Here is a 14,401-nt window from a genome sequence, read left to right as displayed (position 1 = left end):
CAGTCGCCGGGAGGAGCGCACCTCGTTGAAATAGCCGTAGATGTAGAGCTTCAGCAGATCACGCGGATCGTAGGGGGGACGACCTGTCGAGGCCTCAACCGCTCGCCTGAATCCGAGCTGCGCAACATCAAGCCCATCGACAAAGGCATCGATCACCCGCACCGCAGCATCTGCCGCAACGTAATCCTCGATCCGGGCTGGCAACAGCGACGTCTGACCCCGATCAGTCCCTGAAATGTATCCCATGAAAATGGCCGCATCGTTTCCAATGCGGCCACCTTAATTGATTTGCCGGACTTCTCACACAGGCTGCGTGAGGCAGCCCTTTGATTTCTTTCGGTCGACGCATCAATTTGCCGGTGTCGCCGGATTGGCGAGTGCCGGTGCGCCGGCAGGACTATCGAAGAACTTGAAGAAGTCCGATTTGTTCGGCGGAAGGACCAGCGTCTTGCCGCCGGAGCCAAGCGCCTTGTTATAGGCGGCCATCGAACGATAGAACTCGTAGAAGTTGGGATCACGCTTCGAGGCATCGGCGAAGATGGCGTTGCGCTCGGCTTCGCCCTGACCACGCAGAACTTCCGAGTCCTTTCGCGCATCCGCGACGATCTCGACAACCTGACGGTCTGCGATCGCGCGGCGGCGCTGGCCTTCTTCGTTACCTCTGGCGCGGATCAGTTCCGCCTCCGCCAGACGCTCGGCCTTCATGCGGTCGTAGGTGTTTTGCGACACTTCCTGGGACAGGTCTGTGCGGCGAATGCGAACATCCTCGATATTGAGACCAAGCGTCTCCGCATCGCGATGCAGATCGTCACGCACTTCGGTCATCATGGAGGCGCGTTCGTTGGAGAGCGCCGCTTCGAAACCGCGCAGACCGTAGACACGGCGCAGCGAGGCGTCGAGGCGGGTTCTCAGACGCGATTCCGCAGCGTCCCGATCGCCCGACACCGTCTCGCGGAACTTGCGGGCGTCGGTGATCTTGTAGATCACAAAGGCATCGACCTCATAGAACTTGCCGCCCGAAACCTGGACACGGATATTGTCCAGATCGAAACGAAGCTCCTGCTGCTGGATGTACTGCACGCGGTCGGCATCCATAAAGGCGAAAGGCAGCTTGAAATAGAGGCCCGGCTCGGTCTTGACCGCGCGGATCTGACCGAAACGCAGAACGATGGCCTGCTCGCGGGCATTGACCACGAACACTGACGAGTAGATGAGCAACAGCACCACCGCGAGCGCGATGAGAATGGTTGGCAAACGGCTGGACGTCATTATTTGGCCTCCGGCTGAGTTGCGGTAGCGGGCTTGCTCGCCTGCGGATTGGACTGCTTGCCGACTTCATTGAGCGGCAGGTAGGGAACGACGCCCTGCTTGTCGTCGATGATGACGCTGTTGGAATTGCCGATGACGGCCTCCATGGTTTCAAGGAACAGCCGCTTGCGGGTGACTTCCGGCGCCTTGACGTATTCGTCGTAGATCGAGATGAAGCGCTGCGCCTCACCCTGTGCTTCCTTCACGACGCGATCCTTGTAGGCGGCCGCCTCTTCGCGGATCTGCGCCGCACGGCCGCGGGCCTGACCAAGCTGCTGGTTGGCGTATTGATTGGCCTCTTCCACCTGCTGATCTTCGTTCTGCTCGGCGCGCTGCACTTCTTCGAATGCATCGGCCACTTCCCGTGGCGGCGAGACATCCTCGATCGGCACGGCATTGATGGAGATGCCGGCGCCATAGCGATCCATCGTGTCCTGGATGATATTTCGGACCTGAACGGCAATTTCCTGGCGGTTATCGCGATAGATGTCCTGCGCAGGACGACGTCCGACGATTTCGCGCATGGCGCTTTCAGATACCTGCTGCAGCGTCTCGTCCGGGCTTTCGATCTTGAAAAGATAGGATTGCGGATTGGTTACCGTATAGAGAACCGAAAACTGCACGTTGACGATGTTCTGATCGCCCGTCAGCATCAGGCCGTTGGTCGAACCGGCGCTCGAACGGCTGCCGATATTGCGCTGTTGCTCGGTGACCTTGACGAACTCGATGCGATCCACCGGCCAGAAATGGAAGTGCAGGCCAGGCATCGAGACTTCCTCGCGCGGCTTGCCGAAACGCAATTCCACGCCGCGCTCGTCCGGCTGTACCGTATAGATACACTGGATCAGCCAGAAAATGCCGATAATCGCAGCAATGATGAAGAAGACACCAGCATTAAAGCCGCCAGGGACGAAGCCCTTCAGGCGGTCCTGGCCACGGCGAATAATATCCTCGAGATCCGGAGGCCCTCCATTGCCGCTTCCGCGCGGCCGGTTCGGTCCTTGCCCCCAAGGTCCCTGGTTATTTCCACCGCCGCCGCCGCCCCATGGGCCACCGCCGCCGCCATTCTGATTGCTCCAAGGCATCAAAACCTCTTTGTTTGTTGACTCCCAGCATCGCGCCGAACCCGCAAAATTCGCGGGTAGCAGCGATTGTTTCCCGTTATAGGTATCGACGCACCTGCTTTCAACGCAACTTCAGGAAGTTCGGCGGATTAACTGGAAAATATTTGTTTTTTGGGGACAGCTTTTACGCTTTTCGCCTGACATAGACAACGAAACGCGTCGCATAGCTGTCCTTCTCGCCAGCCGGCACGGCAAGCTCGCTTTCGACTTGCCAGAGGGCTGGGTCGATAGCCGGAAAGGAAGTGTCTCCATCCACATCCGTTTCGACATGCGTGACCAGCAAACGGTCTGCCAGGACGATCGACTGACGATAGATTTCACCACCGCCGAGAATGCAGATTTCGTCAGCATCGCTCTCCGCCGCAAGCCGGGAAGCGACATCGATAGCCTCGTCAAGCGAATGCGCCGCCGTGACCCCTTCCGCCGAAAACCCTGCATCGCGTGTGATGATGATATTCGGCCGGCCGGGCAGTGGTCTGCCGATCGATTGAAAGGTCTTGCGTCCCATGATGACGGGTTTGCCGAGCGTCATCGCCTTGAACCGCTTGAGATCGGACGACAGCCGCCAGGGCATGTCACCGTCACGCCCGATGATGCCGTTGCGCGATACGGCAACGACGATGGTTTTGATCGGTTGGCTCATGCTTCTCCCTCGGACAAAAGTCGTCATAGCCGACACGAATCGGGAGACGATACGGTCATACGATAGTCGCGACACGAGATAAAAAGCACCCCTTTCCGCACGTCGTCAGCGGTTGTTCAGTCTGTCGAGTTGCCCCGCCAGCAGGCCGCCGCCTTCCCGATCTGCCGCCATCTTTCGATAGAGCCCGGCCATGCCTTTGAATATCAAAGCTGCCGGATCGTCGTCGCCGAGGAATTCGGAAATCTCCTCCATCTCGGCAACCCAGCGATAGGCCTTCGGATACATGTCGGGGATAGCATTCACCAGTTTCGCATCGAGATCCGGCAAGCTTTCCTGCAATTCGCGTTTCAGAGCCTCGTCCGCCCCCGAACGGATCGCGGCGAGCAGCATGGCCGTGCCGAGACCGGTCACGCCCTTGTTGATGCCGGCATAGCACATTTTCAATGCGGACGCCGCGCCGATCGGCCCATCGATGCGGCGCACCTGAAGACCGTGCTCGGCCAGCACGGCACTGCTGTCGGCCGCATCGCCGCTGACATAGAGTTTGGGCCCCTTCTGACCGGTCTTCGGCGGCCCGCCGATGATGGAGCCATCGAGAACAACGCCGCGATCGCTGCCGAAGATCGACGCGACCTGCATCATCGTCTGCGGCGAAATCGCATTGCAGTCGATGAAGGTCGTCTTCGTGCCGTGTCGGCGTATCGCAGCAGCGACCTGCTCGGCGACGGCAATGGCGTTGGCGGGCGGAACGATGGAAAGGATCAGGCCTGCGCCGGCGATGGCATCGAGACCGACGGCTTCCATGCCCGCAATCTTCGCCCGTTCGATCGTCGCCGCTGAACGACCTTCGAGATAGGTCAGCACCCTCGCACCGTTCTCGGCCAAACGCCGCGCAATGGCGCTGCCCATGGCGCCAGCTCCGATGACTGCGATATCCACGGCCGCTCTCCTTCTCCGCACAAGGACGGCAGCAGCATAGCGGCTATCGCCCAACCGAACGAGTGGAATGCCACGCGGTAACACGAAGTTTAGCGTCGAGTTGCAGAGCCCGTCCGCCTGGCGGCTCATCCGCCAACACGACCCCGTGGACGCACCTCACGCGTTGCGAAGCACCAGGACGGCATAGATGCACAAATCCCCGCTTTCATTCCTGAAGACGCAATCCGTCGGCGGGCCGAGCTCGAGACAATCGCCGACAGCCATCAGGTGCTTGGCATCCCCTTCGAGAAAGGTCAGTTGCCCGTCCAGTACCCAGATGAGTTGCCGCATGAAGGTGTAAGCCGATGCAGGCATGGGAACTTCCGCGCCCGCAGGCAACTCGATGCGAACGAGATCCAATGGCAGATCGGACTTCGGGGAGACGTGCCGTCGCTCGTAACCCGTTTGCGGATCGACCCAGACGGGCTGCTCTTCCTTCCTCAGAAATCGGCCCTGCTGCATCTCCGCGCGCGCCATCAGGGTCGACATGCTGAGACTGAAGGCACCGGAAAGCTTGCCGAGCAGCGTCGCCGTCGGGCTGCTCTCGCCGCGCTCGATCTTGTGGATCATGGCACGGGAAACAGCCGAGCGTTCCGCCAGCTCCGTCAACGACCAGCCGCGACTCTCACGTTCCAAGCGAATGCGTGCGCCGATGCGCCTATCGATATCATCAGGTTGCGACATCGGTACACTATAGTAGACAATCACAGGAATGACAATCAAAGCCAGCGGCCTTCGAATGATCGCCTCATGCAATGTTCAAGAGCACGGAGAACAGGCTGAATGTCTGCCAAAGGAAGTCGCCATCCATTGAAATAGGCTAAGTTTCATCAAAATCACCAGTGATGCCAGCTGCCGGCGCCGCTGTTAGCTTGCTGGATTTTTGTAATAATATAGTGGACAGATGTTGAAATCGGTGTATGACAGCATGGACCGATAGGATAGGTGTCCATCCAATTTAGTGGATGGCCGATGGAGCCGCCGATGCAAATTCGCGATGCGAGAGATGAAGATCTCGCGGGAATAACCGCGATCTACAATGATGCAGTCGCCAATACCGCCGCGATCTGGAACGAGACGCAGGTCGACATTGGCAATCGCCGGCTATGGCTGCAGGATCGGCACAAGCTGGGCTATCCGGTACTGGTGGCGACCGACGACCATGGCGACGTAATCGGTTATGCCTCCTTCGGCGACTGGCGCGCCTTCGACGGCTATCGGCACACGGTGGAACACTCCGTCTATGTCCGCAATGATCAATATCGAGGCGGCATCGGCAAGGCGCTGATGATCGAGCTGATCGAGCGCGCCCGGGCGATCGGAAAACATGCGATGGTCGCCGGCATCGAAGCTGGTAACAAGGCCTCGATCCGGCTGCACGAAAAGCTCGGCTTCCAGCAGGTCGGCCTTCTGCCGCAGGTCGGCACGAAGTTCGGGCGATGGCTCGATCTGGCCTTCCTGCAACTGCTGCTCGATGAGCGCACGGACCCCGACAACAAGCCGACGGCGTAAGGGCGCGAGCACCATGCCGATCACGGTGGCAACACTCATTCTCGCCGGCATATCGCTCGTTTTGCAGAACGCATTGATGGTGCGGATCACCCAGTCGGTGTCGACCGTGCTGATCACACTTGTCATCAACTCTTCAGTCGGTCTGACGGCGCTGCTCCTGATCCTGATTTCGCGCAATGGTCTTGCCGGACTTACGGAAGCAGCCGGTGCCATTCGACCATGGGCACTGCTGCCGGGCCTACTGGGCTCTTTCTTCGTCTTCGCTGGCATTATGGGATATCAGCGCCTTGGCGCAGCCCCCACCATAGCTGTCCTTGTCGCCAGCCAGCTCCTGGCCGGGCTTGCATTTGACGCCGCCATCTCCGAACAGAAAGTGGCCGGCTTCAGCACATGGCAGCTTGTCGGCGCGCTACTGCTCGTGACTGGCGCCGTGCTCGTCGCAGGCCGAAACGCCTAAACCGCGACTTCGGCCGCTATCGCAGCATGCGGCTCGTAGCCGGTGATCTCGAAATCCTCGATGCGATAGTCGTCGATGCTGTCAGGCCGGCGAAGCAGACGCAATGTCGGGAATGCCCGCGGCTCGCGGCTGAGCTGTTCGCGGATCGCATCGAGATGGTTGAGATAGAGGTGCACGTCACCGCCCGACCAGACCAGCTCCCCAACATCCATATCGACCTGTTGCGCGACCATGGCCAGCAATGCCGCCTGCTGGCAGATATTGAAGGGGTTCCCGAGGAACAGATCGCACGAGCGCTGGAAAACCATCAGGCTGAGACGCGGACGCCGGCCTTCCGCGCCGGATATGTTCGACACATGGAACTGATAGACCATATGGCAGGGATGCAGCGCCATATCGGCCAGTTCACCGACGTTCCAGGCATGGAAAATCATGCGGCGGCTGCTGGGATTGGTTTTCAGATCCTTGATGACCGAGGCAAGCTGATCATGCACCCTACCCTCGGCATCGCGCCACTGCCGCCACTGCTTGCCGTAGACCGGGCCGAGATCGCCCCATTGCAGGGCAAAAGCCTCATCGTCCAGAATCCGCTTCTCGAAGCCAAGCTGATCAATATCCTCTCCGGTCGCTTTGCGATATTTGGCGAGCGGCCAATCGGTCCAGATGCGCACGTTCTCCTTGAGAAGATTTCGGATGTTCGTGTCACCGGTCAGGAACCAGAGCATTTCCTTGACGGCGAGCTTCCAGTAGACCCGCTTGGTCGTGAAGATCGGGAACTGCCCCTTCGAGAGATCGAAGCGCATCATGGCGCCGAGGCCGCTCAAGGTGCCGACGCCGGTCCGGTCGATGCGGCGATCACCATGCTCGAGCAGGTGCTCCATCAGGTCGAGATATTGATACTCCGGGTGACGAGCCATCTTCTGCTCCGAAATCGCTTGAAATTCTCTGGACAGCGCGAATACCGCAAACGGCCAGTTGCCGCCGCGTGCCCGGCCGATTCCTTTTCCGCGATTTTAATGACAAGCCGGCGCGAAACCAACCGTGGCGCGGAGTAATTCAGGCAAATCTCGCTTCGCACGCCGCAAACCGATGTTTCGGCAAAGCATTTATGACAATTGCCCTTCCCTTCGCCCGCGGAAAACACTATATCACCCTTGCCGGTCTTCGGGCCGGCTATGGCGATAAATGAGCGGTGTAATAAACCTATTGGACCCGGGGGCGGTACCCGGCGCCTCCACCAAAAACCGGCCGGCACGACGGCGACAGACCGGCTTTTGATGGGGGCGAAACAGGATCGACAAGGGTGTAAAGATCGACTTTTCGCTCGGCATTGTACCGCCGTTATCGGGCTAAAATTGTAGTTGCAAACGACAACTATGCGGAAGCTCGTCTCGCTGCTTAATCGCGGTGTGACACTTCAAATAAAGTCCTAAGGGGTCGCACTCTTAGGCGGGGTTCGAAGGCACCTGGCAACAGAAGCCTTCACCTTATCCTCCATTGCTATATTATAGTAAGACTGAGCGATGACTCGCGCACGGGGCTTTCCCCTTGGCGTCGAGCGTGGCATAAGCCTTAGAAAAAGCATGGGCTAACGAAAGACAGGAAAGTATGGCGCAGGATCATATCCGCTACGATATTTTGGCACAGGACGCCCTGCGTGGAGTCATACGTAAGGTGTTGACCGAAGTCGGCGCCACCGGCCGCCTGCCGGGGGACCATCATTTCTTCATTACCTTCCTCACGGGTGCTCCCGGTGTGCGCATCTCGCAGCACCTGAAGTCGAAGTATCCGGAACAGATGACCATCGTCATCCAGCATCAATTCTGGGATCTCAAAGTCACGGAAAGCCTGTTCGAGATCGGCCTCTCCTTCTCCGACGTTCCTGAAAAGCTGGTGATCCCCTTCAACGCCGTCCGAGGCTTCTATGACCCCTCCGTCAACTTCGAGCTTGAGTTCGACGTACCGTTAGCCGACGACGAGGAAATCACCTCCGGCGAGATCACCGCCTATCCGGTTCCGGCCGAAGGCGCTGAGGAGCAGGCGACTGCCGCCAAGGACGGCGAGGAGAAGAAGCCCGGGTCGGTGGTTTCCCTCGACGCATTCCGCAAGAAGCAATAGGCATATCAAGGGAAGCATCCGCTTCCCCTTTCTACATGGAAAAGGGAACAGACCGATGAGCGCGGAAGTCGTCAATCTGCGTCAGTTTCGCAAAACCAAGGCCCGCTCTGAAAAGGAAAAGCAGGCCGAACAGAACCGTATCACCTTCGGCCGCACCAAGACGGAAAAGAACCTGACGAAGGCGCTCAACGATAAGGCGACGAAAGCCCACAAGGCCGGACATATCGAGACGCCGAAGTCAGACGAATGATTGCAGTGCCTGCATAAAAAACTTCCGAAATCAGTTGCTTACTCCTGCATTTTGAATCATTTTCAGAAGCGCCCCATCTTTTCCGATTTTGATCGACCCTCCGATGATCCGTAAACATTCCGCGACGCTGCATGGCCATCGCACGAGCTTTTCCCTTGAGGACGCCTTCTGGACAGAACTGAAGGCAATCGCCAGCGCACGCGGCATCTCGCTAGCTGCGTTGATCTCCGAAATCGACGATGGACGCGAGGCCGGCAGCAACCTCTCTTCCGCGCTCCGCCTGTATGTGCTCAAGTGGCTGAAGGACCGCAACTAGAGCAATTCCAGGAAAAGTGCGCAGCGGTTTTCCGTCCGAAACTGCGTAAAAACAATAAGTTAAAGCGACTCTCAGATTCCGTGAAAAACTGAACCGCTCTAGGTCGGTTGCAGCAAAGCCCAAAACGGGCTTCCGCCCGGAGTGGCGCGAGACAACAACATCGCGCGCTGACGCTCCGTCTAAAAAGCCGGAGACCGTTCAAAAAGCTGCGCGTCGCTTCTCAGTCGCGATCGACGCCGCTCCAACATGGCGCGGCAAAGACGGGCGCTACTGGGCGATCCCAGGTAGCTCATTGAAATTCAAGGGAGGCGTGGTTTTCGGCGCCTGTCCGATGGATGCTGGCGGTTGCTGAGTTTCGGCTTTGGCGCGTGCTTCGGCGGCAGCCTTGACCTTCGCTTCCTCCTCCACCTGCTTGGCCTTGGCCTCTTCTTCCGCCTGCTTCCGCGCAGCAGCCTCCCGGGCTAGATCGCGCAGCCGCTCTTCCTCGGCGCGCCGCTGTTGCTCGATGGCGACATCACGCTGGCGTTGAGCCTCGCGCGCCACAGCCACGTACTTGTAAAGCGCCACCTCGCGCCGGAGCCGCTGCTTCTCGAGCACATTGGCTTGCAGGCGTTCGACGCGCCGACGTTCGCGCTCGAATGCACGCACGGAGAGGAAGCTGGTGATGTCGGTGACATCCATCGTCCGGCCCGGTGTTGCAAGCGGCCCGGCAAAATCGAGGCGCAGTGCCGGCTCCGCGCCGCTTTGCGCTTCGCTTCCGGGTTTAAAAGCAATGCCGAGCGACCCGCGCATGCGCTCGTCAGGCAGGCTGATTTCGGCATTGCCGGAAAGCTTCGCAACACCGTTGCTGGCAACGATGTTGGTCGCGCGCGCCACGCCGCTAGAAATATTGAACGGTATGCTGGTCGCCGACAGCACCGCCTCGCCGTTATTGAGCAGCGTCTGCACGATCGGCAAGACCTTGTCGGCGGTGATCTCGCCCTGAATCTGGTCCGTCGCCGACAGCAATGGCGGCAGGATGGAGAGGTTGAGGCCGCGCACATGAGTCTCGCCAAGCTTGATCTCGCCCGAGCCGCTGGCGTTCGCGGCAAGCTCGGCAATGCTCTTGCCGCTCGCTTCGACATTTATGCCCAGGCCAAAGCGACCGCTGGCAAGCGCAGCGCCGTCGCGCTGCCAAGCAACTGTGGCAAGGTCCGCATTGACCAGGTTGAGCTTCGTCTGCAGCAACCCCGTACCGTCGGAATTGGCAAACATCAGGCTGCCGTTCACGGTGCCGCCGTTCCAGCCGCCGGCCAGATCGTTCAGCCGGAGTTCTTCACCCTTGTAGGCGACATTGCCGGTGAAATTCGACACGGGACCGAAGATACCGGGCCACACCTGCTTTGCAGAAAGCTTGACGCCAATATCGAGCCCAGTGAAGGCAGGCAATCCGAGTTTGTCCTTGGACAGGCTGCCGGTTTTCGCATCCGCCATCGGCCCATAGATCGCCTCGGCCAGCCAGTCGAGATCCACCTTGTCCAGTGTCAGTTCGCCGGTCGCCTTGACGTTCCGCGCCTTTCTGTCGAACGTCAGCGTACCCGACACATTGTTGTCGGCAAGCAGACCCTTCATGCCGGAGAATGCGATCTTGTCGGGGCTCAGGGCCGCATTCGCCTGGAACTTGACCGGCAAGCCGGCGCCCATCTGCGGAATGCCGATGCCGTTCATCACGAAATAGGGGTCCAGATCCGCACTTTCCAGCGACAAGGCAATATTGCCGTTGAGGAAGCTGTCGGGGCGCACATCGACCTTGCCGTTTGCGGTGAACGAGGTCTTGTCGGTGGCAAAAGTCAGCGCCGCATCGGCCGGATCGGTGCCACTGGCGGAGACTTTCAGCGTCAGGCGGCCATTGGCATCGGCTTCGACCGGCAGCGGGTCGAGGCCCGCCTGGCCGAAGAGGATCGACGTAATGGAATTCTCGAGCGTTCCTTCCAGCGTTGTGGTGCCTTTGCCGGTAAAAGCCGAAAGGTCGGACATGCGATAGTCGAAATTGACACGGCTGCCGTTGGACACGCCGGCGAGCGTTACCGTCAAAGCATTGTCCTGATCACCGCCGAGCGTCACCGCACCGCGAAGCGCCGTATTTCCATACCAAGCGGCATTGCGCACCAGCCGATCCATCACAGGATGATGCGGCAGATGCTGGCGCAGCATTTCGAAGAACGGGCCGGGATCAGCCGCCTTGAAGGTGATTTCGCCCGAGCCCTTGTAGTCCGACGGAGAACCGCCTGCGCGCCCGGTCGCGGTGATCTCCGCACCGGCGACGTTACGGACAGCGAGTTTGTCGAGCGTCAGCGAGCCATCCGCAAGTGAGAACGAGCTGTCGACATTATCGGCCGGCACACCGAAGGCGACGAACTTCCCGGCTTGCAGATGCGCCGTGATCCGGTGATCGAACAGGGACTCGTCACTATTCTGACCAGTCAACAGGCCCGTCAGCGCCCTCAGCGCATCGAGATCAAGCGCATCGCCCGCCAGATCGACGGCGAGCTTCGGTTGGGTCTTGTCGTTCGGTGCCTGGCGCTCGAGCCTACCCTTGAGCGTGGCCGAACCGATTGCGATTTCCAGATTTTCGAAACGCTGCTGATCGTGGCGCAGGCTGACATCGGCGGAAAAGCCAGCCTGCCGCAGCTGGCGAATCGACGGATCGACGGACCCCACCAGCCAGGAAGCCAATCCGGAAGGCTGGTTCGACGCGACGACCAGATTGCCGATGAAATTCGGCTCGCCCTGCAGCATCAGATTGCCGCGTGCTTCGACCTGCGTCCTGCCCGGCAGCATGCCGATCGCATGATCGATCTTCCATCCTGTTCCCGCCGGCTCCAGATCGAGCTGGACGTCGCGGATGGTCGTGTCGCCGGCAACGATCGCCGGCAGACGGAACGTGGCCTTGCCGGGCACCTGCGGCACCGGAATCTCGGCAGCGATCGCAATCAGGTTGTTCAAGCGCTGACGTGCCGATACCACAGGGTTTCGGTTGGTCTTGCCATTGGCGCCCTTGCTGTTGCCGAGACGGTTGACGTCGATCTGCTGGCCATCGGCGGTCAGCAGAAACTCCGGCTTGGAGCCGGTATCCAGCGTCGCTTCGCCGGTGACGACGTAGGGATCGTCATCGGCACCGACTTCGAGACGATATTCAGGAACGCGAATACGATCATTCGTCAGTTCGAAGCGGCCCTTGATACGGGGCTGCGCCTTCTGGTCGGAGGAATTGCGCGACTGCTTGTCGTTGACCCCTGCCGTGAAGGAACCCATGTAGTCGGGCTTGCTGTCGACCAACTTCAGCTCGCCATCGAGATCGACATTGAGTGGATGACGATCGGGCATCAGCCGCGTGCGAACGCGCAGGACACCATTGTCATCCGGCTGACTGCTGGAAACCGTGAAGTTGCCGTGCTCGCCATCAAGCGCCGCGTCGCCCTCTATGCGCCACGGGCCGGCCAGCGACCTCGCGGACATTTCGGCATTGAGGTCGGTTACACGCCGGGTACGGCCGGACTGTTCGTCGACGAAGACGATATCGCCCTCCTCAACATGCACGCTTTCGAGCACCACTGATTTTGCGGGGATCTCGGGCAGGCTGCCGCGCATCCAGTCCAGCGTGCCGTCCTTGAGCAGCCTCAGGCGCACCTTCGGCTTCGACACGCGCATGTCGAAGATTAGCGCCTCGCCGGAAAGGAAGGGCGCAAGCTCGGCATCCATGGAGAATTCGGCAATCTGTACCAGCGGCGTTCCATCCGCCTCCTGGCCGACGCGGACATCATGCAGGGTCACAGACGGAAAAGGCAGAAGGCGGGCACCGACTGTGCCGTGGACGGTCACCTTTTTACCGATGATGCGGCTCGCCTGATCCTCGAAATTCTTGCGAAAATCGGTCCAGTCTATGAAGAGCGGAGCAAGCAGTGCCACGAACAGCACCACCACAAGCAATCCACCCAGAAAAACCAGGACCCTACCCAACAACGCGCACCGTCTCCAATCTTCATTCCATATAAACGATAAATCTTAATCTATCGGAGCACATACACCACATCGCCCCGGATACGCACGTCTCTATTACGTCTTGTTCGAAAATCGCATCATTTTCGAGGCCTGCAGCGTGATCCGGCGCATCCTCGCCGCTTTCCGTGACATAAGTTGGGAAAGCGGCTGCAGCCTAGCGCCATTCGCGCGCGTAGCAAGCCAAGATCATGGGAACGCTCCGCTTTTCAATGAGGGCGGAATATCTTTCCGGGATTGAAGATGGCATCGGGATCGAGGGCTTCCTTGACCTGCCGCATGACATCGACGGCATTGCCGAGTTCCTGCTCGAGAAACGCCATCTTGCCCTGCCCTATCCCATGTTCGCCCGTGCAGGTGCCATCCATGGCCAACGCACGCGCATTGAGGCGGGCCACGAAATCCTCGACCACGGCGATCCCTTCCGGGGTCTTGTCGTCGAACAGGACAAGCACATGGAAATTGCCGTCGCCGGCATGGCCGACGATCGGCGCCAGCAGACCGTGCGCCTCGATATCGGCCTGGGTCTCCGCGACGCATTCGGCAAGCCGCGAGATCGGCACGCAGACGTCGGTCGACAGGGCAGCCAGCCCCGGCGCCAGCGCCCGGCACGCCCAATAGGCATCATGACGCGCCTTCCAGAGCTTGTTGCGCTCCTCTGCGTTATCAGTCCAGAGAAACTCGCCGCCACCGCATTCGGCCGCGATCCCGGCGAACTGCTCCGATTGCAGCGCAACCGTCTCTTCCGTGCCATGGAATTCGAGGAAGAGCGTCGGCTTCTCGTCGTATGTCAGGCCGGAATAGCTGTTGGAGGCCCGCATCTGCACGGCATCAAGCAGCTCGATGCGCGCAACCGGAATGCCCATCTGGATCGTCATGATGACGGCGTCGCATGCTGCCTTGATATCCGGAAAGGCACAAGCGCCGCCGGCGATCTTCTGGGGGATGCCCTGCAGACGCAGTGTGATCGACGTCAGCACTCCAAGCGTGCCTTCGGCGCCGACGAAAAGACGGGTCAGATCGTAGCCGGCCGAGGATTTCCTGGCGCGGCGGGCGGTGCGGATTTCCTTGCCATCGGCGGTCACGACCGTCAGCGCCAGCACATTGTCCTTCATCGTGCCGTAGCGCACGGCATTGGTGCCGGAGGCGCGCGTCGACGCCATGCCGCCGATCGACGCATTGGCGCCCGGATCGATCGGAAAGAACAATCCGGTGTCGCGCAGATAGATGTTGAGCTGCTCGCGGGTAACGCCGGGCTCAACCGTGCAATCCAGATCTTCGGCGTTAACTTCGAGAACGCGGTTCATCCGGCTGAAATCGATGGAAATGCCGCCTTGCGGCGCATTCACCTGCCCCTCAAGCGAAGACCCAGTACCGAAGGGGGTGACGGGAACCTTATGTTCGGCACAAGCCTTGACGACAGCTTGCACGTCTTCGCTCGTTTCGGCGAAAACGACACCATCGGGAAGCTGCGGCGGGATATAGGTGGTTGTATGGGCGTGCTGCGCGCGAAAGCTCTCGCCGGTCTGGAGACGCTCGCCGAAGGCCTGTTTCAGAACGCCGAGAACGGCGGCTATCCCCGCCTCGTTGCGTGTTCCCACCTTCGCATCAGCCAGCACCATAGTCCGAATCTCCCACTACGATTATCGAAGGGCGT

14 protein-coding genes and 1 other RNA gene are annotated in these 14,401 nt (G+C 59.7%); 6 read left to right on the top strand and 9 right to left on the bottom strand.

The window, feature by feature from the left end; translation table 11 throughout:
- The 6 genes from GA0061102_RS22330 to GA0061102_RS22305 form a co-directional block, all read right to left on the bottom strand.
- On the bottom strand, window positions 1–246 hold a 246-nt coding region (locus GA0061102_RS22330), incomplete at its 3' end, for a transposase (RefSeq protein WP_139115093.1).
- A 102-nt stretch (window positions 247–348) separates the two neighbouring features.
- Window positions 349–1,269: a protease modulator HflC gene (hflC, locus tag GA0061102_RS22325; RefSeq protein ID WP_092853320.1), complete on the bottom strand. Its 921-nt coding sequence runs from the start codon at window positions 1,267–1,269 to the stop codon at window positions 349–351.
- Window positions 1,269–2,393 carry an FtsH protease activity modulator HflK gene (hflK, locus tag GA0061102_RS22320; protein WP_092853318.1) on the bottom strand — a complete coding sequence of 375 codons (1,125 nt, stop codon included), beginning with the start codon at window positions 2,391–2,393 and terminating at the stop codon, window positions 1,269–1,271. Before hflK ends, hflC begins: the two co-directional genes overlap by 1 nt.
- 163 nt (window positions 2,394–2,556) lie before the next feature.
- The gene (locus GA0061102_RS22315; protein ID WP_092853316.1) at window positions 2,557–3,075 is read right to left on the bottom strand and encodes a dihydrofolate reductase; all 519 of its coding nucleotides are present in this window, start codon (window positions 3,073–3,075) and stop codon (window positions 2,557–2,559) included.
- A 105-nt stretch (window positions 3,076–3,180) separates the two neighbouring features.
- A complete protein-coding gene (locus tag GA0061102_RS22310) occupies window positions 3,181–4,014 on the bottom strand; it encodes an NAD(P)-dependent oxidoreductase (RefSeq protein ID WP_092853314.1) in 834 nt (277 codons plus the stop codon).
- Window positions 4,015–4,170: 156 nt separating this feature from the next.
- Window positions 4,171–4,737: a helix-turn-helix domain-containing protein gene (locus tag GA0061102_RS22305; RefSeq protein WP_092853336.1), complete on the bottom strand. Its 567-nt coding sequence runs from the start codon at window positions 4,735–4,737 to the stop codon at window positions 4,171–4,173.
- A gap of 300 nt (window positions 4,738–5,037) precedes the next feature.
- On the opposite strand from GA0061102_RS22305, the gene GA0061102_RS22300 reads away from it, so the two are divergent.
- Both GA0061102_RS22300 and GA0061102_RS22295 read left to right on the top strand, forming a co-directional pair.
- Entirely contained in the window at window positions 5,038–5,565 is a 528-nt protein-coding gene (locus tag GA0061102_RS22300) for a GNAT family N-acetyltransferase (RefSeq protein WP_092853334.1), read from the top strand.
- Window positions 5,566–5,578: 13 nt separating this feature from the next.
- Window positions 5,579–6,022 (top strand): DMT family transporter, encoded by a 444-nt coding sequence (locus GA0061102_RS22295; protein ID WP_092853312.1) that lies wholly within the window; start codon window positions 5,579–5,581, stop codon window positions 6,020–6,022.
- Here GA0061102_RS22295 and thyA read toward each other — a convergent pair.
- Window positions 6,019–6,939, bottom strand: coding sequence for a thymidylate synthase (gene thyA, locus GA0061102_RS22290; RefSeq protein WP_092853310.1), 921 nt, complete (start codon window positions 6,937–6,939; stop codon window positions 6,019–6,021). The genes GA0061102_RS22295 and thyA overlap by 4 nt on opposite strands.
- A 200-nt stretch (window positions 6,940–7,139) precedes the next feature.
- Between thyA and ssrA the strand changes: the two genes are divergently transcribed.
- The 4 genes from ssrA to GA0061102_RS22270 all read left to right on the top strand — a co-directional run bounded on the left by ssrA (window position 7,140) and on the right by GA0061102_RS22270 (window position 8,706).
- Window positions 7,140–7,509, top strand: a transfer-messenger RNA (tmRNA) gene (ssrA, locus tag GA0061102_RS22285).
- A 121-nt stretch (window positions 7,510–7,630) separates the two neighbouring features.
- Complete coding sequence (locus tag GA0061102_RS22280; RefSeq protein WP_092853308.1) at window positions 7,631–8,140, top strand: SspB family protein; 510 nt, start codon at window positions 7,631–7,633, stop codon at window positions 8,138–8,140.
- A gap of 55 nt (window positions 8,141–8,195) precedes the next feature.
- Window positions 8,196–8,390, top strand: coding sequence for a DUF4169 family protein (locus tag GA0061102_RS22275; RefSeq protein ID WP_037151034.1), 195 nt, complete (start codon window positions 8,196–8,198; stop codon window positions 8,388–8,390).
- Between the two features lie 103 nt (window positions 8,391–8,493).
- Window positions 8,494–8,706 (top strand): ribbon-helix-helix domain-containing protein, encoded by a 213-nt coding sequence (locus GA0061102_RS22270; RefSeq protein WP_092853332.1) that lies wholly within the window; start codon window positions 8,494–8,496, stop codon window positions 8,704–8,706.
- A 267-nt stretch (window positions 8,707–8,973) separates the two neighbouring features.
- Here the strand turns inward: GA0061102_RS22270 and GA0061102_RS22265 are convergent, their stop codons facing one another.
- Both GA0061102_RS22265 and GA0061102_RS22260 read right to left on the bottom strand, forming a co-directional pair.
- On the bottom strand, window positions 8,974–12,708 hold the full coding sequence (locus GA0061102_RS22265) for an AsmA family protein (protein ID WP_092853306.1): 3,735 nt from the start codon (window positions 12,706–12,708) through the stop codon (window positions 8,974–8,976).
- Between the two features lie 245 nt (window positions 12,709–12,953).
- Window positions 12,954–14,366, bottom strand: coding sequence for an FAD-binding oxidoreductase (locus tag GA0061102_RS22260; RefSeq protein ID WP_092853304.1), 1,413 nt, complete (start codon window positions 14,364–14,366; stop codon window positions 12,954–12,956).
- Window positions 14,367–14,401: the final 35 nt, after the last annotated feature.

The sequence above is a fragment of the Martinezella miluonensis genome, from assembly GCF_900094545.1.
Classification (GTDB): Bacteria; Pseudomonadota; Alphaproteobacteria; order Rhizobiales; family Rhizobiaceae; genus Rhizobium; species Rhizobium miluonense.
Note: the sequence above shows the minus strand (reverse complement) of the source record. Positions and strands in the feature narration are given on the sequence as shown.

Coding starts and splice junctions, on each gene's coding strand:
- hflK (WP_092853318.1), bottom strand. CDS start 2,393: ATGCCTTGGAGCAATCAGAATGGCGGCGGCGGTGGCCCATGGGGCGGC.
- GA0061102_RS22305 (WP_092853336.1), bottom strand. CDS start 4,737: ATGTCGCAACCTGATGATATCGATAGGCGCATCGGCGCACGCATTCGC.
- hflC (WP_092853320.1), bottom strand. CDS start 1,269: ATGACGTCCAGCCGTTTGCCAACCATTCTCATCGCGCTCGCGGTGGTG.
- GA0061102_RS22275 (WP_037151034.1), top strand. CDS start 8,196: ATGAGCGCGGAAGTCGTCAATCTGCGTCAGTTTCGCAAAACCAAGGCC.
- GA0061102_RS22295 (WP_092853312.1), top strand. CDS start 5,579: ATGCCGATCACGGTGGCAACACTCATTCTCGCCGGCATATCGCTCGTT.
- GA0061102_RS22280 (WP_092853308.1), top strand. CDS start 7,631: ATGGCGCAGGATCATATCCGCTACGATATTTTGGCACAGGACGCCCTG.
- thyA (WP_092853310.1), bottom strand. CDS start 6,939: ATGGCTCGTCACCCGGAGTATCAATATCTCGACCTGATGGAGCACCTG.
- GA0061102_RS22315 (WP_092853316.1), bottom strand. CDS start 3,075: ATGAGCCAACCGATCAAAACCATCGTCGTTGCCGTATCGCGCAACGGC.
- GA0061102_RS22260 (WP_092853304.1), bottom strand. CDS start 14,366: ATGGTGCTGGCTGATGCGAAGGTGGGAACACGCAACGAGGCGGGGATA.
- GA0061102_RS22270 (WP_092853332.1), top strand. CDS start 8,494: ATGATCCGTAAACATTCCGCGACGCTGCATGGCCATCGCACGAGCTTT.
- GA0061102_RS22300 (WP_092853334.1), top strand. CDS start 5,038: ATGCAAATTCGCGATGCGAGAGATGAAGATCTCGCGGGAATAACCGCG.